The organism is Nostoc commune NIES-4072 (genome assembly GCF_003113895.1).
Classification (GTDB): Bacteria; Cyanobacteriota; Cyanobacteriia; order Cyanobacteriales; family Nostocaceae; genus Nostoc; species Nostoc commune.
In genome coordinates, this window is record NZ_BDUD01000001.1 from 4362887 (window position 1) to 4377328 (window position 14442).

Consider the following 14442-nt stretch of genomic DNA (forward strand, 5'->3'; position numbering starts at 1 on the left):
GTTACGAACTCCGTTCTAACACACTCTACAATACCTAATTTCGTTCAAAAATCAAATAGTAATCCTATATAATTACTGCCATACAAAGACTTTGGCTTCGTATGGGCCCAAGTCAGTTATGATGCCATCGTCACCAGCTTCGACATCATAATTGCCTGTCCACTCATGCCATGTACCAGGGCTAGGAAAGTTAGGAACATGATAGTCAGCTAGGAAATTTTCAGAGAAATTTGCAATTACGACTACACGAGAACCTTCATCATTCCAACGAGTATAAGCTAATACTTTAGCCTCTGGATTTTCGTGGATAAAATCAATATTTTCTGTGTAAAGAGCATGACTGCTTTTACGTAGGTTGGTTAAGCCTTTGTATGATTCAAATAAACTACGATTTAAATCATTACCTAACAGCGTCCAATCGATTTTCGATGATTCGGGTTGTTTAGGTTTGTACTCCCCAAATTCTTCTCCCATCCAAATTAAAGGTACGCCAACAGCAGTCATTAGGATGGCTACTCCTAATTTAACCCGCCTAAAAGCTTCTTCGTCAAAAATCTCACGGTTTCCTAATTCAACCATGACATGGTTATGGTCGTGGTTCGTGAGGTAATTTACTACATTGGTGGCACCTAAGAAGCCTTGGCGCTTGCAGTCAATGACATCTTTGAGACGCTCTAAATCAAATGTATCACCGCAGATATGTTCTAGAATGCAGTGATAAAAACTGTCATGCCAGCAACCATCCATTGGCCCATCTACATTGGTAATGCTGGTAGTTTCAGGAATATGTTCGGCAACGTTATAAAAAGGCTTCATGCTAGCAGTTTTTTTGGCTTCCTGAACAATCCAGTGCATGAAATCGTAGTTAGCAATTTGCCGCGCCGCATCATAGCGAATCCCATCAATATGATATTCTGATATCCAAAAACGGATTGTTTCACCAATAAATTTCCACGCTGGTTTAATATCTAATTTTTCGTCATAATGTTCATAATTAAACTCAGGGCCCCAGTTATTATCAGGGTCACGGGGTTCATGATGATACCAATAATCGTGGTCAATTTGTGTTAAGGGAGCAGATGCTTCTGAGTGGTTATAAATACCGTCCAGAATTACACGAATACCTTTACCATGACACTCATCAATCAAATTTTTTAACTCAGCAGTAGAACCATAACTAGATTCTGTTGCAAAGAAGTGCCTGGGGTTATAACCCCAACTATAATCACCAGGATATTCTTTAAGTGGCATCAACTCAATAGCGTTGATTCCTAGTTCGCATAAATAATCTAACTTTTCAATGACGTGTTTGTACTTACCTCGTGCATAAGGGTCATCCTCACCACCAGAAAAGTCACCAACATGCAATTCATAAATTACTAATTCGTGGTCAGCAGGTAAAGGTTTATCATCATGTTGCCAAATATAGGTATCGGTAATCCTTTCGCCATCTTTGACCCGGATAACGCCATCATCTTTTCCACTCTGTTCATCTACATCAGTTACCTCAGGATCTGTAACATCAACCCATTGTTCTGGTTCAAAAAACCATGAATTTGACTGGACACGGAATTTATATTTATAAACGCCGTCTTCTAGTTCAACGCTTGTACGAAAATAACCATCATCACCTTTCTCCATTGGAATTTCTTGCCAATCAGAAAAAGAACCAATTAATGCAGCTCCTTTGTTATAAGGTGCAAATAAACTAAATTCAATTGGCTTTGCCATAGAAATGTTTGTAATATCAAGGGTTGATAGAAGTATTTTCGGATACTTAATTGAATTTACAAATCGCTCTAAAGAAATAATTCTATAACTAGTGCTTCTATCTTGAGGATGAATTTATAAAAATTTTATAAAAATAGTTACTTGTTAGCTATTTTTGACTGTTTTTAGAATTTGTTTTTTAAATAATATTCAGAATATATTTAGTACACTCGCTGCCTATAATACTAAATTTTAAAGGTGTTTATGAAGTTATTAATTAGCAAATATTAAGTAAAACTAAAATGGTTATTGCTAAATACCTGCTGTATAAGATTACTCAATTTTGCCGTTAGTTTGTTGCAGATAACTTAATAACCAACCTGCGGCTGTCGCCCTGCGAGTTTGCCGAGGCCCAAATTCCCCAATTTTGTAACCTTTGAAACCCAGCTTTTCTTTGAGCAGTTGTTTATTTTCAACAGTAATTGAACGAGTCAACTTGACTGTTGCGGGGCGAGATTCAATAAAATTTGGTGGTTGGGGGTAATCATCTTGCCATTCTGGTGCAACTAGGCTAGTGTCCCATTGTGCAGTTGAGGAATCATAGCGATAGCCTAAATAATGCCATAGCAACTCGTTGACTGTGGCATCATCAAGTTTTTCCTCAAGAATTGCCCAAATTGTTTCTGTATTGAGTGGTGGCAAGTTAGACATAAGCAAGCAATTCAAAATTCCAAGTTTAGAAACTAACTACTGATTAATTAAATTCACTACAGTTAGTAGGTGTTGAAAAATACTTTATCACTACTCTGTGACACTTCCAAAAGATAGACAAATTACTAAAGTGACTCTGAATCAGGAGATTCGCTAACTCAGCAGGAAAATTATGGGAATAGGGGAATAGTCGGTGGCAAGTACAAACATCGCGGTGATGATGACGAAGACCAGGATTAATTTCGTTAGTTGGAGTTAAAAACAGCTTGTGTATACACAAACTAGGTAGACTGGAAATCGTAAAGATTATACCAGTCTATGCAGAATTCTACAGCACTGCCAAAGATCATCCGCGCCCATGTATTCATTTCTGGCCGAGTCCAAGGAGTTGGCTATCGGTATTCCACTGTAGATACAGCTAGGCAGTTGGGATTAACCGGCTGGGTGCGAAATCTCCCTGATAATCGAGTAGAGGCAGTCTTTGAAGGAGCGCAAGATATTGTAGATAACATGGTTCGCTGGTGTCACTCTGGGCCACCTGCTGCTGTAGTTCAAGATGTTGTGGTTGAGTATGAAGAACCGGAAGGGTTACGGGGATTTGAAGTTAAACGGGTTGATTAAACCAATTCGCAATTCGCAATTCGCAATTACGTTTTGTGACGGGGATTTAGACCCCGACACAAAACGTGCTGCCTATCTTGCTGGGGACTTAAACCCCCAAAGTTCGTTAATCATTGGTCTGCCTATGGCAACTCCTTCAAGTGTACGCGCAAAATTCCTTGAATGACTTGTTGTACAGCTTCTTTACTCAAACTGCCATCTACCCGCACAATTCTTGAGGGATAGGATGCTGCTAACTCTGCGTATCCTTGCTGAACGCGCCGATGAAAAGCGATTGTTTCTTGTTCAATGCGGTCTAACCCTATTCCATCTCCTCGTTTACGGGCTAGTCCTACTTCGACATCGACATCTAGCCAAATAGTTAAGTCACTCTCTAAACCAGCAGTGGCAATATGATTAAGCTGATTGATTAAACTCATGTTAAGACCGCGACCATATCCTTGGTAGGCAATGGTAGAGTCAGTGTAGCGATCGCATAAAATATATTTCCCTGCTTGCAGTTGCGGTTTAAGTTCTTGTTCAACGTGTTGCGATCGGTCAGCAGCATACAACAAAAGTTCTGTCACTTGTGCAACTGGTTTATCCTCCGTCTTCTCTAATAGCAAGCGGCGAAGATGTAAGCCTAACTCTGTTCCACCGGGTTCACGAGTAACCACCACAGAAACACCCAGACTTTCCAACCACTTAGAACAAAGCTGCATTTGGCTGGTTTTACCACAGCCTTCTACCCCTTCAAATACAATTAATTTGCCATTCATACTTTTTATGTTTACTACTTTAAAAATAACTTTTGGATATAAGGCAATACGCTTGGGTTAGCGCCAAAAACCTTTCAGGACTTACGCAAAAACTCTCTGAAACTCTTATTCCTTTGTGTCCTTTGCGCCCTACCCTGCGGGAAGCCGCTTCGCGTCTATGTGGTTCGTTTTTTCTTAATAGGACTTACGCAAAAATTGCTAAAAAGCTTAATTTCTCGAACCGCCAAGACGCCAAGAGCGCCGAGAATTCGTAGAGTGTGCGTAAGTCCTATTAATTTGGATAAGTCTTGTCCATAACTGAACCGTATTGCACCCTAACCACTGCTTGAATTCAATAAACGACTACCCGAATTCAATAAACGACTACCCGAATTCAATAAACGACTACCCGAATTCAATAAACGAGCACCCGAATTCAATAAACGAGTACCCGAATTCAATAAACGAGTACCCGAATTCAATAAACGAGTACCCGAATTCAATAAACGACCGCCCGAATTCAATAACCATCACTGCGATTAAGTAGGTAATCTTTGGGATTTAAGAAGAAATTCGACTTGTGTGTACACGGTAGGTTTTTAAGGGGGGTTAGGGGGGATCTAAAATCTAGGTGGTACACCGAAAAATTATGAGATGCTTATCACAATAGGCTTTTACGTTAAGTTGACACCAATGACATCTGTGCGCCCCTACTCTCTGTTCAGAAAATTTAAGAGATGGGAACTCTAGCTAATAAGCTTAATTACAGTATCGCACCCAGCACTGCCAATCATGTCCCATCCTGCTCATGCTACTTTGGGCCAATCCTCTTACCCTCACTTGACTAGAAGCCTGAGTGCTGTTGAAAGTTGGGGCTTTGGCTTGACAGCTCATATTTCCTGGACAGCATTGGTTCCAGCAATTCATGCTGCTCTCGGTTCCCAAGCTATTTTTGTCTGGATACCTGCGGTGATTTTCGGAATGCTGCTCAATTATCAGGTAAAACGCTTGGGTATGCATTTTATGAATGTGGCTGGAGGAACACCTAATTATGCTACCAAGCTGCTGCAAAACTACCCACAATTAGCTTGCTATGCCGCAATTGGATACCTCCTTAACTGGGTTTCCTACTTAGCAGTTAATACCATCGTACTCAGAGATTTAATTCAGGTGAATATGCAGGCGCTGGGTATTGCCTGCCCAGAAATATTGCTGGATATTGGCTTTACACTGTTGCCGTTTATCGTGGCGTTTAGTGGGACTCGCGCCCTAAGTATTTTACATTTGTTTTTTATAATTCCAGCCTTTGGACTGCTAATAATATTTTGTGTAGAGGGTCTTGGCTGGTTAACGTTCTCTAGTGATAGTCCTGGGTTTTTTCCTAGCAATTGGTCATTTTTGAGCTTTGTAGATTGGGCAAAGTGGTTCTTTTTCGTCACTTATGCCACCTACAGTTGTGAAACAGCTTCTTCTTTTGTCGCCGATAGTCGCCAACCCACTCAGACGCTGCGCTTTCTAGATGTTGCGGCTTGGATGATGCCACCTATTTTTTTAGGGGGTCTTGGGTAATGATGCGGTTAGCAACAGATTCAAGCCTCAAAGACAATGCTTTTCTGAATCTTGTGGCGGCTTCTCAGCCCTTCTGGGGAAAATCAGCCGCTATAAGTGTTTCCTTTTTGCTGGTGGCTGCAAGTCTTTTAGGTTCGGCAACGGTCGTTTCTAATTGCCCGCGAATTTTGTATCAGTTGGCGTTAGACAAACACATTTCATCAGTATTTTCCGTTGTATCACGCCGGGGTGTGTTTGTCCCAGCATTGACATTGACACTGGTGCTATGCCTAATCTATCTAATTTGGGGAGATGTGGCGCGAATCGTAGCCATTGGTAATGTTGGCTGGTTTGTCTCCTTTATGTTATTGCATTTGGGGCTTTGGTTGCGGCGCGATCGCCCGGAAGTTTTGTTTCCTCGCATATCTTTGGCCATTCTGCTGTTAGAAGTTGTGGTGCTAGTGGTGGGCGGACTTGCCTGGGGTTGGCTCAACTTGCTAATTGGGCTATTATTTCCCATTGGTGTTATGGGAATTGATGCAGTGATTCGCCGTGTGAATTTTCCTCCATTCCATGCCAATTGGTGGATGCGGCGATATAAATCGCGCCCTGTAGTATTTATCAAAGACTCAGTAGTTCTCCAAGTGAGCATCCTGATATTTTTACTGTGCAGCGCAGTAGGAGTTGGCTGGTTATTCGGTGTCAAATTTAACAAAGTTGCAACTGCGGGGGGTGAAAATCTATTTGTGGTGCTGCTGATGACGGTGGCATTTGTGGGAGTAGCGATCGCTTGTTGGACAAGTTTACCGCAAGTGGTGGCGATCGCAGAAGCACGAGAAGCTGCCGAACACCTGTTTACTGTTGCCCAGGATGGTATTTTAGTTGTGAATGATCAAGGTATTATCCAGCAAGCTAATCCAGCAACTGAATCTTTCTTTGGTATCAAGCCATCTGAGTTGCAGGGAAATCACCTTAACAAATGGCTACCTGCATTAGTCTACTATCCAGAAGAGTGGACAAAGCGCAGCGAACAAACCCTACTTCACAATGGAAAAAACAAAATCCTAGAAATTTCCATCTCAGACCGACCCCATCAGGATTTTCAGGAGTATGTTGTCATTCTCCACGATATCACCCAACGCAAACAAGCAGAGCAGATATTGCGCTACTCAGAAGCACAATTGCGTCAAGAAGCAAAGCAGCTAGCATCTCAACTGGTGCAGAGTGAAAAAATGTCCAGTTTGGGGCAGTTGGTAGCAGGTGTAGCGCACGAAATCAACAACCCAGTTAACTTTATCTATGGCAATATAAACTATGCCAATCAATATATCCAAGATTTATTGGGACTGCTGCAATTATACCAACAAAACTATCCTAATCCAGTAACGGAAATTCAAGAAGAAACAGAAGCGATCGACTTAGATTTTCTGATGGCAGACTTGCCAAACTTACTAGCTTCTATGAAAGTTGGCGCTGAAAGAATTACAGAAATCGTCCTATCTCTACGAAACTTTTCTCGCTTAGATGAAGCAGAAATGAAAGCTGTGAATATCCATGAGGGTATCGATAGTACATTGCTGATTCTGGAACATCGCCTCAAGCCTAAATCTAACTATCTACCAATTGAAGTTATCAAAGAGTACGGCGATCTGCCATTAGTAGAATGTTATGCTGGACAACTGAATCAGGTATTTATGAATCTTCTAGCAAATGCGATCGATGCTTTAGAAGAGGGACTGGGGAATGGTGAGTGGGGAGTAGGGGAAAAAGTGCTTCCTGCTCCCCAGATACGCATTTATACTAAACTCACTAGCGAAAATCAGGTAGTTATTCGCATTGCTGATAATGGCACAGGCATTCCAGAAAAGGTACAAGAACACTTATTTGAACCATTCTTTACTACTAAACCAGTTGGTAAAGGTACTGGGTTAGGTTTATCTATTAGTTACCAGATTATCACTCAAAAACATCGGGGAACATTACAATGTATTTCTGCTCCTGGACAAGGTACAGAATTTGTAATTGTAATTCCACTAAACCAACAAGCTATCTAATTGTCAACATAAATAGAAATTAGTTCGACACCCATAGGATCACCTAAGTTAGGAATTAGACTATCATTTTGAAAAAAGGATGATAGATAATTATGGTATGTCAAAACTGTCAACAGGTTATAGAACAGCTAAATATTAATATTGACCTTTTCTTTGAGAAATTAGAGACAGCTTCAAATAGAAGACAAATCAGTGAAATTGACAAAGAAATTATTTGTCAATCTTTATTAGGACACTCTCGACAACATATAGCTGAAATGTAGAAAAATATTCCACACCTGAAGTAGAAAGACTTCATAACCCATTGTTATGCTACCTGTATAGCGTTGAGGAAACAGAATTATGTTAAAAGTTTTTGCCGATCGCGGTGGTACATTCACAGATATTGTTGCTGTTACTAATAATCAGGCAATTATAGACAGACTCTCAAGACATCCTGAACGTTTTTTAATTGTGACTCTGCCTAATCAGCAATGGATTATAGTCTACAAACTGCTTTCAGACAATCCCGAACAATATCAAGATGCAGCCATCCAAGGAATTCGAGATATCATGGGTATTGCTAGCAACGAATCCATTCCTACTGAAGCGATAGAAGTAGTAAAAATGGGGACAACGGTAGCAACAAACGCGCTCTTAGAAAGGAAAGGCGATCGCGTCGTTCTTTTCATCACTAAAGGTTTTAAAGATGCACTACGAATTGGCTACCAAAACCGTCCTAACATCTTTGCCTGTCATATCGTTTTACCAACCATGCTATATGAGCAGGTAATTGAGATTGATGAACGTTATGATGCTCATGGAAATGAATTAATTCCTGTAAATATTCAACAAGTCAAAAATGAATTACAAGTAGTTTACAACATAGGAATTCGGAGTTGTGCGATTGTTTTTATGCACAGCGATCGCTATCCCAAACACGAACAAGAAATAGCCAAAATCGCCCAAGAAATCGGCTTTACACAAATATCTGTATCTCATCAAGTTAGTCCGTTAATGAAATTAGTCAGTCGAGGAGATACAACAGTAGTTGATGCTTATTTAACTCCAATTTTACGTCGCTATGTCAACCAAGTAGCGAGTCAGTTACCTGGAGTAAAATTAATGTTTATGAAATCTGACGGTGGTTTAGTCGCAGCTGAACAATTTCAAGGCAAAGATAGTATTTTAAGTGGCCCGGCTGGTGGTATTGTCGGTGCAGTACAAACTAGTAAAAGAGCAGGTTTTGAGTTAGTTATTACCTTTGATATGGGAGGGACAAGTACAGATGTCGCCCACTTTAAAGGAGAGTATGAACGACAATTAGATTCAGAAATTGCTGGGGCGCGGATGCGAGTTCCCGTATTAGCAATTAATACCATTGCGGCTGGAGGCGGTTCAATTCTCTTTTTTGATGGTTCTAGTTATCGTGTCGGCCCTAAATCTGCTGGTTCAAATCCTGGCCCTGCTTGTTACCGACGCGGGGGGCCATTAGCGGTTACTGATGCTAATGTGATGTTAGGCAAAATCCACCCGCAATATTTTCCGTCGGTTTTTGGAATTGATGGAAATTTACCTTTAGATAAAGATACTGTAATTCAGCAATTTACACAATTAGCCCAAGATATTCAAGCCGCTACATTAAATCATTCTACTCCCGAACAAGTAGCTGCTGGATTTATTGCGATCGCAGTGGAAAATATGGCGAACGCAATTAAAAAAATCAGTCTACAACGGGGTTATGATGTCAGTCAATATGTGCTTTGTTGTTTTGGCGGTGCAGGCGGACAAGTTGCTTGTTTAATTGCCGATACCTTGGGAATGAAAAAAATATTTCTTCACCCTTATGCTGGTGTTCTCTCTGCTTATGGAATGGGATTAGCTGATGTCCGGGCAATTAGAGAAACAGGAGTAGAACAGCCTTTAACCCAAGCATTAATTCCTAAATTACACCAGTTAATGGAATATTTAGAAACTCAAGCTAGAAGTGAAATAAATGAAGTTAATCCTCAAACAGAAATAGTTCAGAAAGTCAACTTAAAATATGAAGGAACTAACTCTACTTTAACCGTTAACTTTGCCGATGATGTGGTATTGATGCAGCAAAAATTTGAGGATGAACATAAATCCCGCTATGGTTTTATTCAATTAGATAAAACTTTAATTGTCGAATCAGCCTCAGTAGAAGTAATTCAGAAAATGGAGACTCCTGAAGAACCTTTAATTACTCGTACACGCTCTATAGTTGAAGCTCCCAAAGCCGTTGAGATAGTAAGGATGTTTACTGCTGATAGATGGTATGATACGCCTGTTTATCGACGAGAAGATTTACAACCAGAAGAGAGTATTAATGGGCCTGCGATCGTTGTTGAAAAAATTAGCACAATTGTAGTGGAACCTAATTGGCAAGCAAGATTAAGCGAACGTAATCATTTAATTTTACAGCGTCTATAAACTGCTTATACAGCAAGTATTTGTGGTGTCCAGGTTAAAAAATAGCGATTACCTTTCTGCTCCGTAACTTTTGCACCTACCCTATCATAAAAACTAAGTCCGCGACTGTTGCGAATATCAGTATTCCAAGCAAGATGGGTACAGTCATTGTCCTTTGCTACTTGAGCTAAATAACTCATTAACGCGGCTCCTGCTCCCTGACTTCTCATATCTTTGTCCACATACAAATCATCAAGCCAAATACTCGGTTGCCCTACAAAAGATGAATATCTGAATCCATATAAAGCAAACCCAACCACACACTTTGAGGTTTCTGCAAATAAAACGTAAGAGAAAGGGACTGTTCCAAAAATTGTTTTACGTATTTTCTCCTCAGTAACTTGAAGTACACCAGAATAAGCACCAATGTTTCTATCAAATTCAGACTTTTTTTTGATAAAGGAAAAAATTAGTAATATGTCATCAGGTGTAGCAGGCCGAATTTTCATTTAACTACTTTTAATCACTTTAGTAGATAATTTTAGCAAAGAATAGGAATCAAACATGTACACAACAACGCAACCAGATCCCGTCCGCTTAGAAATCTTCAAAAATCTCTATCAATTTATCGCCGAACAAATGGGAATTGTTCTCCAAAATACAGCAGCATCTGTAAATATCAAAGAAAGGCTAGATTTCTCCTGCGCTATTTTTGACTCATCTGGATTATTAGTTGCTAATGCCCCCCACATTCCTGTACATTTAGGCTCAATGAGCGAAAGTGTCCGCAGTTTAATTAACGAAAAACGTGACACCCTAAAACCAGGAAATGTCTATTTATCTAATAACCCTTATAACGGTGGAACCCACCTCCCTGACGTAACTGCAATTACCCCTGTTTTTATAGAAAATAGTGATAATAATCCATTCCCCATGCCCAATGCCCAATGCCCAATTCCCCTATTTTTTGTTGCTTCTCGTGGACACCAAGCAGATATCGGTGGAATTACTCCCGGTTCAATGCCTCCCCACAGTACGACAGTAGAAGAGGAAGGACTTATTTTTGATAATTTTCTCTTGGTTGAAGAGGGAAATTTTCGAGAAACCGCAGTAAGACAGTACCTTTCAAATCATACTTATCCTGCTCGTAACCCTAACCAAAATATCGCTGATTTTAAAGCACAAATTGCCGCAAATGAACGGGGAGTACAAGAACTTTGTAAAATGGTTTCCCAATACGGGGTTGATACTGTTCAAGCTTACATGAACTTTGTGCAAGCTAATGCTGAGGAGTCGGTAAGAAAGGCGATCAATCTTCTCAAGGATGGCTCATTTGTTTATGAAATGGATAATGGGGCACGAATTCAAGTTAAAGTGACGATTTACCCAGAAACTCGTAGTGCTACCATTGATTTTACTGGAACTTCTCGGCAACTAAAAAGTAATTTTAATGCTCCTAAAGCTGTAACTCAAGCCGCAGTTTTATATGTCTTTCGGACTTTGGTTGATGATAATATTCCTCTGAATGCCGGGTGTCTTAACCCTCTAGAAATTATTATTCCGGTTGGCTGTATGCTGAATCCAACTTATCCAGCAGCAGTAGTAGCGGGTAATGTCGAAACTTCTCAAACTATTGTCGATGCTTTATATGGCGCTTTAGGTGTCATGGCTGCTTCTCAAGGAACGATGAATAATTTTACTTTTGGTAATGAGCAATATCAATATTATGAAACTATCTGCGGCGGCTCTGGAGCAGGAATTGATTTTGATGGAACTGATGGTATTCATTCTCACATGACTAACTCCCGTTTAACCGATCCAGAAGTTTTAGAAACCCGTTATCCTGTACTTTTAGAAAGCTTTAGTCTTCGTCATGATAGCGGTGGTAAAGGGCAATATTCTGGTGGTAATGGAGTTGTCCGCCGCATCCGTTTTTTAGAACCCATGACAGCTAATATTCTCTCTGGACATCGGGTTGTCCCTCCCTTTGGATTAAATGGTGGGGAAGCTGGGGTTATCGGACGCAACTGGGTACAACGTGAAAATGGAATTGAAGAGAATTTAGACAGCACAGCAACAGTAGAGATGGAACCTGGGGATGTTTTTGTGATAGAAACTCCTGGCGGAGGCGGATTTGGTAAAGTCTCCTAGTACCAGTAATTTCCTGAATTAAAAGTTTCTAAATGTCATCGCCTGTTCTGAACTATCTATGTCTCACATTTATTGTCAAAATATTTTATTTGTAATAACACTTATCAATCCAAACTCGCATTTCTTCTTCAGAACCAAAACAGGCAGAACGTCCTGTCATTGGATCGTAGGCACGCCAATAAGAAATTTGACCGCGCCAGTCTGATTCCTGCCATACTTGGAGGTCAGAGGCACTAGCCATCCAGATGGTAAAATGTTGCCAATATTTTCGTAAATTTGACAGTAAATTAAACTTATTCATAGTGAAAGCACCTAACAAATAGTGAACTATTACTTTTACTTTCACCTAAGAATTTTCAACTGAGAAGGTACAGTTTTAATAGATTTGATCTAGTACAGTTAAGCGCCATCCCAACTGGTATAGTAAAAAATCTCTCAACTGTACTAGGTGAACTTGGCAAAAATAGTTTATATTGCCAGTATTGATGATTTTTTAGTCATTGACGAGTGCGCCAAAATGAAAATTTTGTTAGAACGACAGTCACACAAACCGATTTATTTACAGATCCGCGATGCCTACGGCGAGCTACGCTAACGCATTAGTCATCTGATTAAATCTGGCGCACTCAAAAGTGGCGATCGCCTCCCTTCTATCCGCTCTCTGGCAGAAAGTTTACAAGTTAACAAACTCACGATTATTGAAGCATATAACGTTTTAGAAGCAGATGGTATTGTTTCTGCTCGTCAAGGTTCAGGATATTTTGTCAGCAGCGTTTCTCCTAAAAGCACCAACTTAGAATCTAAATTCGCTCCAGCCCAAAATGTCATAATTACAAAACCAGGAAAGTGTTCTTTTTATGAAATGTATACTCCACTGGTGCAAGCACAAACACAGCCAGGAATGATTAATTTTGGCTACGGTTATCCTCGTCCACCAAAGGATATTAACCTGATTGCTAGACGAGCATTAAGGCAAGATGACGCTGATATTTTCTTTTCTCATGAGATGCCTCAAGGACAGCTAACTCTGTGCAGACAAATTGCTCAGATGTTAGTGCATCAAGGATTGGAGGTTTTTCCAGAGGATTTAATTATTACTAATGGCTCTCAGCAAGGGTTGTCATTAGCTATGAATTATTATGTACAACCTGGTGATTGGGTGATTGTCGAAGCTCCCACCTATTATGGTGCAATTTCAATCTTAGAAAACTTAGGAGCTAAGATTATTGGCATTCCCATGACTGCGGAGGGAATGAATTTAGATTTATTAAAGCAATATCTACACAGCCATCATCCGAAATTAATTTATACGATTAGTACCTTTCACAATCCAACTGGATTGACGACAACACAAGCTCATCGTCAGCAATTATTAGCATTAGCTGAAAAATATGAGTGTCCTATTTTAGAAGATAATGCTTATGAAGGCATAAATTTTGATGCTGTGCCAGCACCAATTAAAGCTTTAGATAAAAATAATTTAGTGACTTATTTAAGCACTTTTTCTAAAACTTTAATGCCTGGTTTACGAGTGGGCTATATGGTAGTTACAGGTAAGCATTATCAAGCAATTATTGAGCGGAAGTTGCTCCATGATTTGCACACATCCAGTATTTCGCAAACAATAGTTAGCGAATATCTCGCTTCAGGACATTACCGCCGTCACCTCAGCCGACTTCGCACAGATAATCTGCAAAGTCGTAATACCATGTTGCAAGCTTTAGAGCGTTATTTTCCTGAAGAGATCCGGTGGACAGTTCCCACGGGTGGGTTATTTCTCTGGGTACAGTTACCAGATGATATTCCGATTGGGACAATTCGTAAAGAAGCCTTTGCACAAAATGTCTACCTGGCGTGCGGTTCGGCATTTTTCCCCGATAAGCAGGGTTATCCAGCGATGCGTCTGACTTTCTGTATGCCGCCAGAGGAGATTGAGCAAGGTATTTCGATTGTGGGTAAGTTGCTGAAAAAGTATATTTCCAGAGGATGCGTAAATACAGAGCGGCTTGTCGTTAAACATCGCATATCTAATTATCAACCGCTTGTTCAGAGTTTGTAGGTTAGCACAGATGTCCTAATCTACTTGGCGCTGAAGGTGATTTGCACAATGCGTCACATCTTGGCAATTATAAATCACCGCTCTACATTTGTTTTTGTAGCAGTGAATGCGATGCGTTAAGGTTTTTTCTCTATAATTCAACCTCTGAACCTTATCACTCAAGCTCAGAACTCGGAAGGCCGAGCTTTTATCTCGGAAGTTCAAGCTCAGAACTCGGAAGGCCGAGCTTTTATCTCGGAAGTTCAAGTTCAGAACTCGGAAGGCCGAGCTTTTATCTCGGAAGTTCAAGCTCAGAACTCGGAAGGCCGAGCTTTTATCTCGGAAGTTCAAGCTCAGAACTCGGAAGGCCGAGCTTTTATCTCGGAAGTTCAAGCTCAGAACTCGAAACGCCAAACTTTTTTCTAAATCTGTCGAGTTAGGAGGCTGGGAAATCTAAACT

At 40.3% G+C, this 14442-nt stretch carries 10 protein-coding genes and 2 pseudogenes; 7 read left to right on the forward strand and 5 right to left on the reverse strand.

Annotated elements, in window-relative coordinates:
- Positions 1-72 precede the first annotated feature (72 nt).
- Together CDC33_RS19190 and CDC33_RS19195 are read right to left on the reverse strand one after the other, a co-directional pair.
- Positions 73-1731 (reverse strand): alpha-amylase family glycosyl hydrolase, encoded by a 1659-nt coding sequence (locus CDC33_RS19190; protein ID WP_109009863.1) that lies wholly within the window; start codon positions 1729-1731, stop codon positions 73-75.
- A 312-nt stretch (positions 1732-2043) separates the two neighbouring features.
- Positions 2044-2421 carry a DUF1823 family protein gene (locus CDC33_RS19195; protein ID WP_109009865.1) on the reverse strand — a complete coding sequence of 126 codons (378 nt, stop codon included), beginning with the start codon at positions 2419-2421 and terminating at the stop codon, positions 2044-2046.
- Positions 2422-2739: 318 nt separating this feature from the next.
- Here CDC33_RS19195 and CDC33_RS19200 point away from each other — a divergent pair, with 318 nt between their 5' ends.
- Positions 2740-3042, forward strand: coding sequence for an acylphosphatase (locus CDC33_RS19200; RefSeq protein ID WP_109009867.1), 303 nt, complete (start codon positions 2740-2742; stop codon positions 3040-3042).
- Positions 3043-3164: 122 nt separating this feature from the next.
- On the opposite strand, the gene tmk is transcribed toward CDC33_RS19200, so the two are convergent.
- Complete coding sequence (tmk, locus tag CDC33_RS19205) at positions 3165-3800, reverse strand: dTMP kinase (protein WP_109009870.1); 636 nt, start codon at positions 3798-3800, stop codon at positions 3165-3167.
- Between the two features lie 771 nt (positions 3801-4571).
- On the opposite strand from tmk, the pseudogene CDC33_RS19210 reads away from it, so the two are divergent.
- Together CDC33_RS19210 and CDC33_RS19215 are read left to right on the forward strand one after the other, a co-directional pair.
- Positions 4572-7381, forward strand: a pseudogene (locus tag CDC33_RS19210) (ATP-binding protein).
- A gap of 342 nt (positions 7382-7723) precedes the next feature.
- Complete coding sequence (locus CDC33_RS19215) at positions 7724-9814, forward strand: hydantoinase/oxoprolinase family protein (protein ID WP_109009872.1); 2091 nt, start codon at positions 7724-7726, stop codon at positions 9812-9814.
- 5 nt (positions 9815-9819) lie between these two features.
- Here the strand turns inward: CDC33_RS19215 and CDC33_RS19220 are convergent, their stop codons facing one another.
- Entirely contained in the window at positions 9820-10302 is a 483-nt protein-coding gene (locus tag CDC33_RS19220) for a GNAT family N-acetyltransferase (protein ID WP_109009874.1), read from the reverse strand.
- A 55-nt stretch (positions 10303-10357) separates the two neighbouring features.
- Between CDC33_RS19220 and CDC33_RS19225 the strand changes: the two genes are divergently transcribed.
- Positions 10358-11944, forward strand: coding sequence for a hydantoinase B/oxoprolinase family protein (locus CDC33_RS19225; protein WP_109009876.1), 1587 nt, complete (start codon positions 10358-10360; stop codon positions 11942-11944).
- Between the two features lie 85 nt (positions 11945-12029).
- Here CDC33_RS19225 and CDC33_RS19230 read toward each other — a convergent pair whose 3' ends face one another.
- Positions 12030-12245, reverse strand: a complete 216-nt coding sequence (locus CDC33_RS19230) for a hypothetical protein (protein WP_109012634.1) — start codon at positions 12243-12245, stop codon at positions 12030-12032.
- 153 nt (positions 12246-12398) lie between these two features.
- Here CDC33_RS19230 and CDC33_RS40555 point away from each other — a divergent pair, with 153 nt between their 5' ends.
- The 3 genes and pseudogenes from CDC33_RS40555 to CDC33_RS19235 all read left to right on the forward strand — a co-directional run bounded on the left by CDC33_RS40555 (position 12399) and on the right by CDC33_RS19235 (position 14003).
- On the forward strand, positions 12399-12539 hold the full coding sequence (locus CDC33_RS40555) for a hypothetical protein (RefSeq protein WP_244919284.1): 141 nt from the start codon (positions 12399-12401) through the stop codon (positions 12537-12539).
- 12 nt (positions 12540-12551) lie between these two features.
- A pseudogene (locus CDC33_RS41325) lies at positions 12552-12698 on the forward strand (GntR family transcriptional regulator); the annotation flags it as partial.
- Positions 12699-12806: 108 nt separating this feature from the next.
- On the forward strand, positions 12807-14003 hold the full coding sequence (locus CDC33_RS19235) for an aminotransferase-like domain-containing protein (protein WP_244919285.1): 1197 nt from the start codon (positions 12807-12809) through the stop codon (positions 14001-14003).
- The last annotated feature ends 439 nt before the right edge of the window (positions 14004-14442 follow it).

Excerpts from the sequence above, each read along its gene's own strand:
- CDC33_RS19190 (WP_109009863.1), bottom strand. The coding sequence starts at position 1,731 with ATGGCAAAGCCAATTGAATTTAGTTTATTTGCACCTTATAACAAAGGA.
- CDC33_RS19195 (WP_109009865.1), bottom strand. The coding sequence starts at position 2,421 with ATGTCTAACTTGCCACCACTCAATACAGAAACAATTTGGGCAATTCTT.
- CDC33_RS19200 (WP_109009867.1), top strand. The coding sequence starts at position 2,740 with ATGCAGAATTCTACAGCACTGCCAAAGATCATCCGCGCCCATGTATTC.
- tmk (WP_109009870.1), bottom strand. The coding sequence starts at position 3,800 with ATGAATGGCAAATTAATTGTATTTGAAGGGGTAGAAGGCTGTGGTAAA.
- CDC33_RS19215 (WP_109009872.1), top strand. The coding sequence starts at position 7,724 with ATGTTAAAAGTTTTTGCCGATCGCGGTGGTACATTCACAGATATTGTT.
- CDC33_RS19220 (WP_109009874.1), bottom strand. The coding sequence starts at position 10,302 with ATGAAAATTCGGCCTGCTACACCTGATGACATATTACTAATTTTTTCC.
- CDC33_RS19225 (WP_109009876.1), top strand. The coding sequence starts at position 10,358 with ATGTACACAACAACGCAACCAGATCCCGTCCGCTTAGAAATCTTCAAA.
- CDC33_RS19230 (WP_109012634.1), bottom strand. The coding sequence starts at position 12,245 with ATGAATAAGTTTAATTTACTGTCAAATTTACGAAAATATTGGCAACAT.
- CDC33_RS19235 (WP_244919285.1), top strand. The coding sequence starts at position 12,807 with ATGTATACTCCACTGGTGCAAGCACAAACACAGCCAGGAATGATTAAT.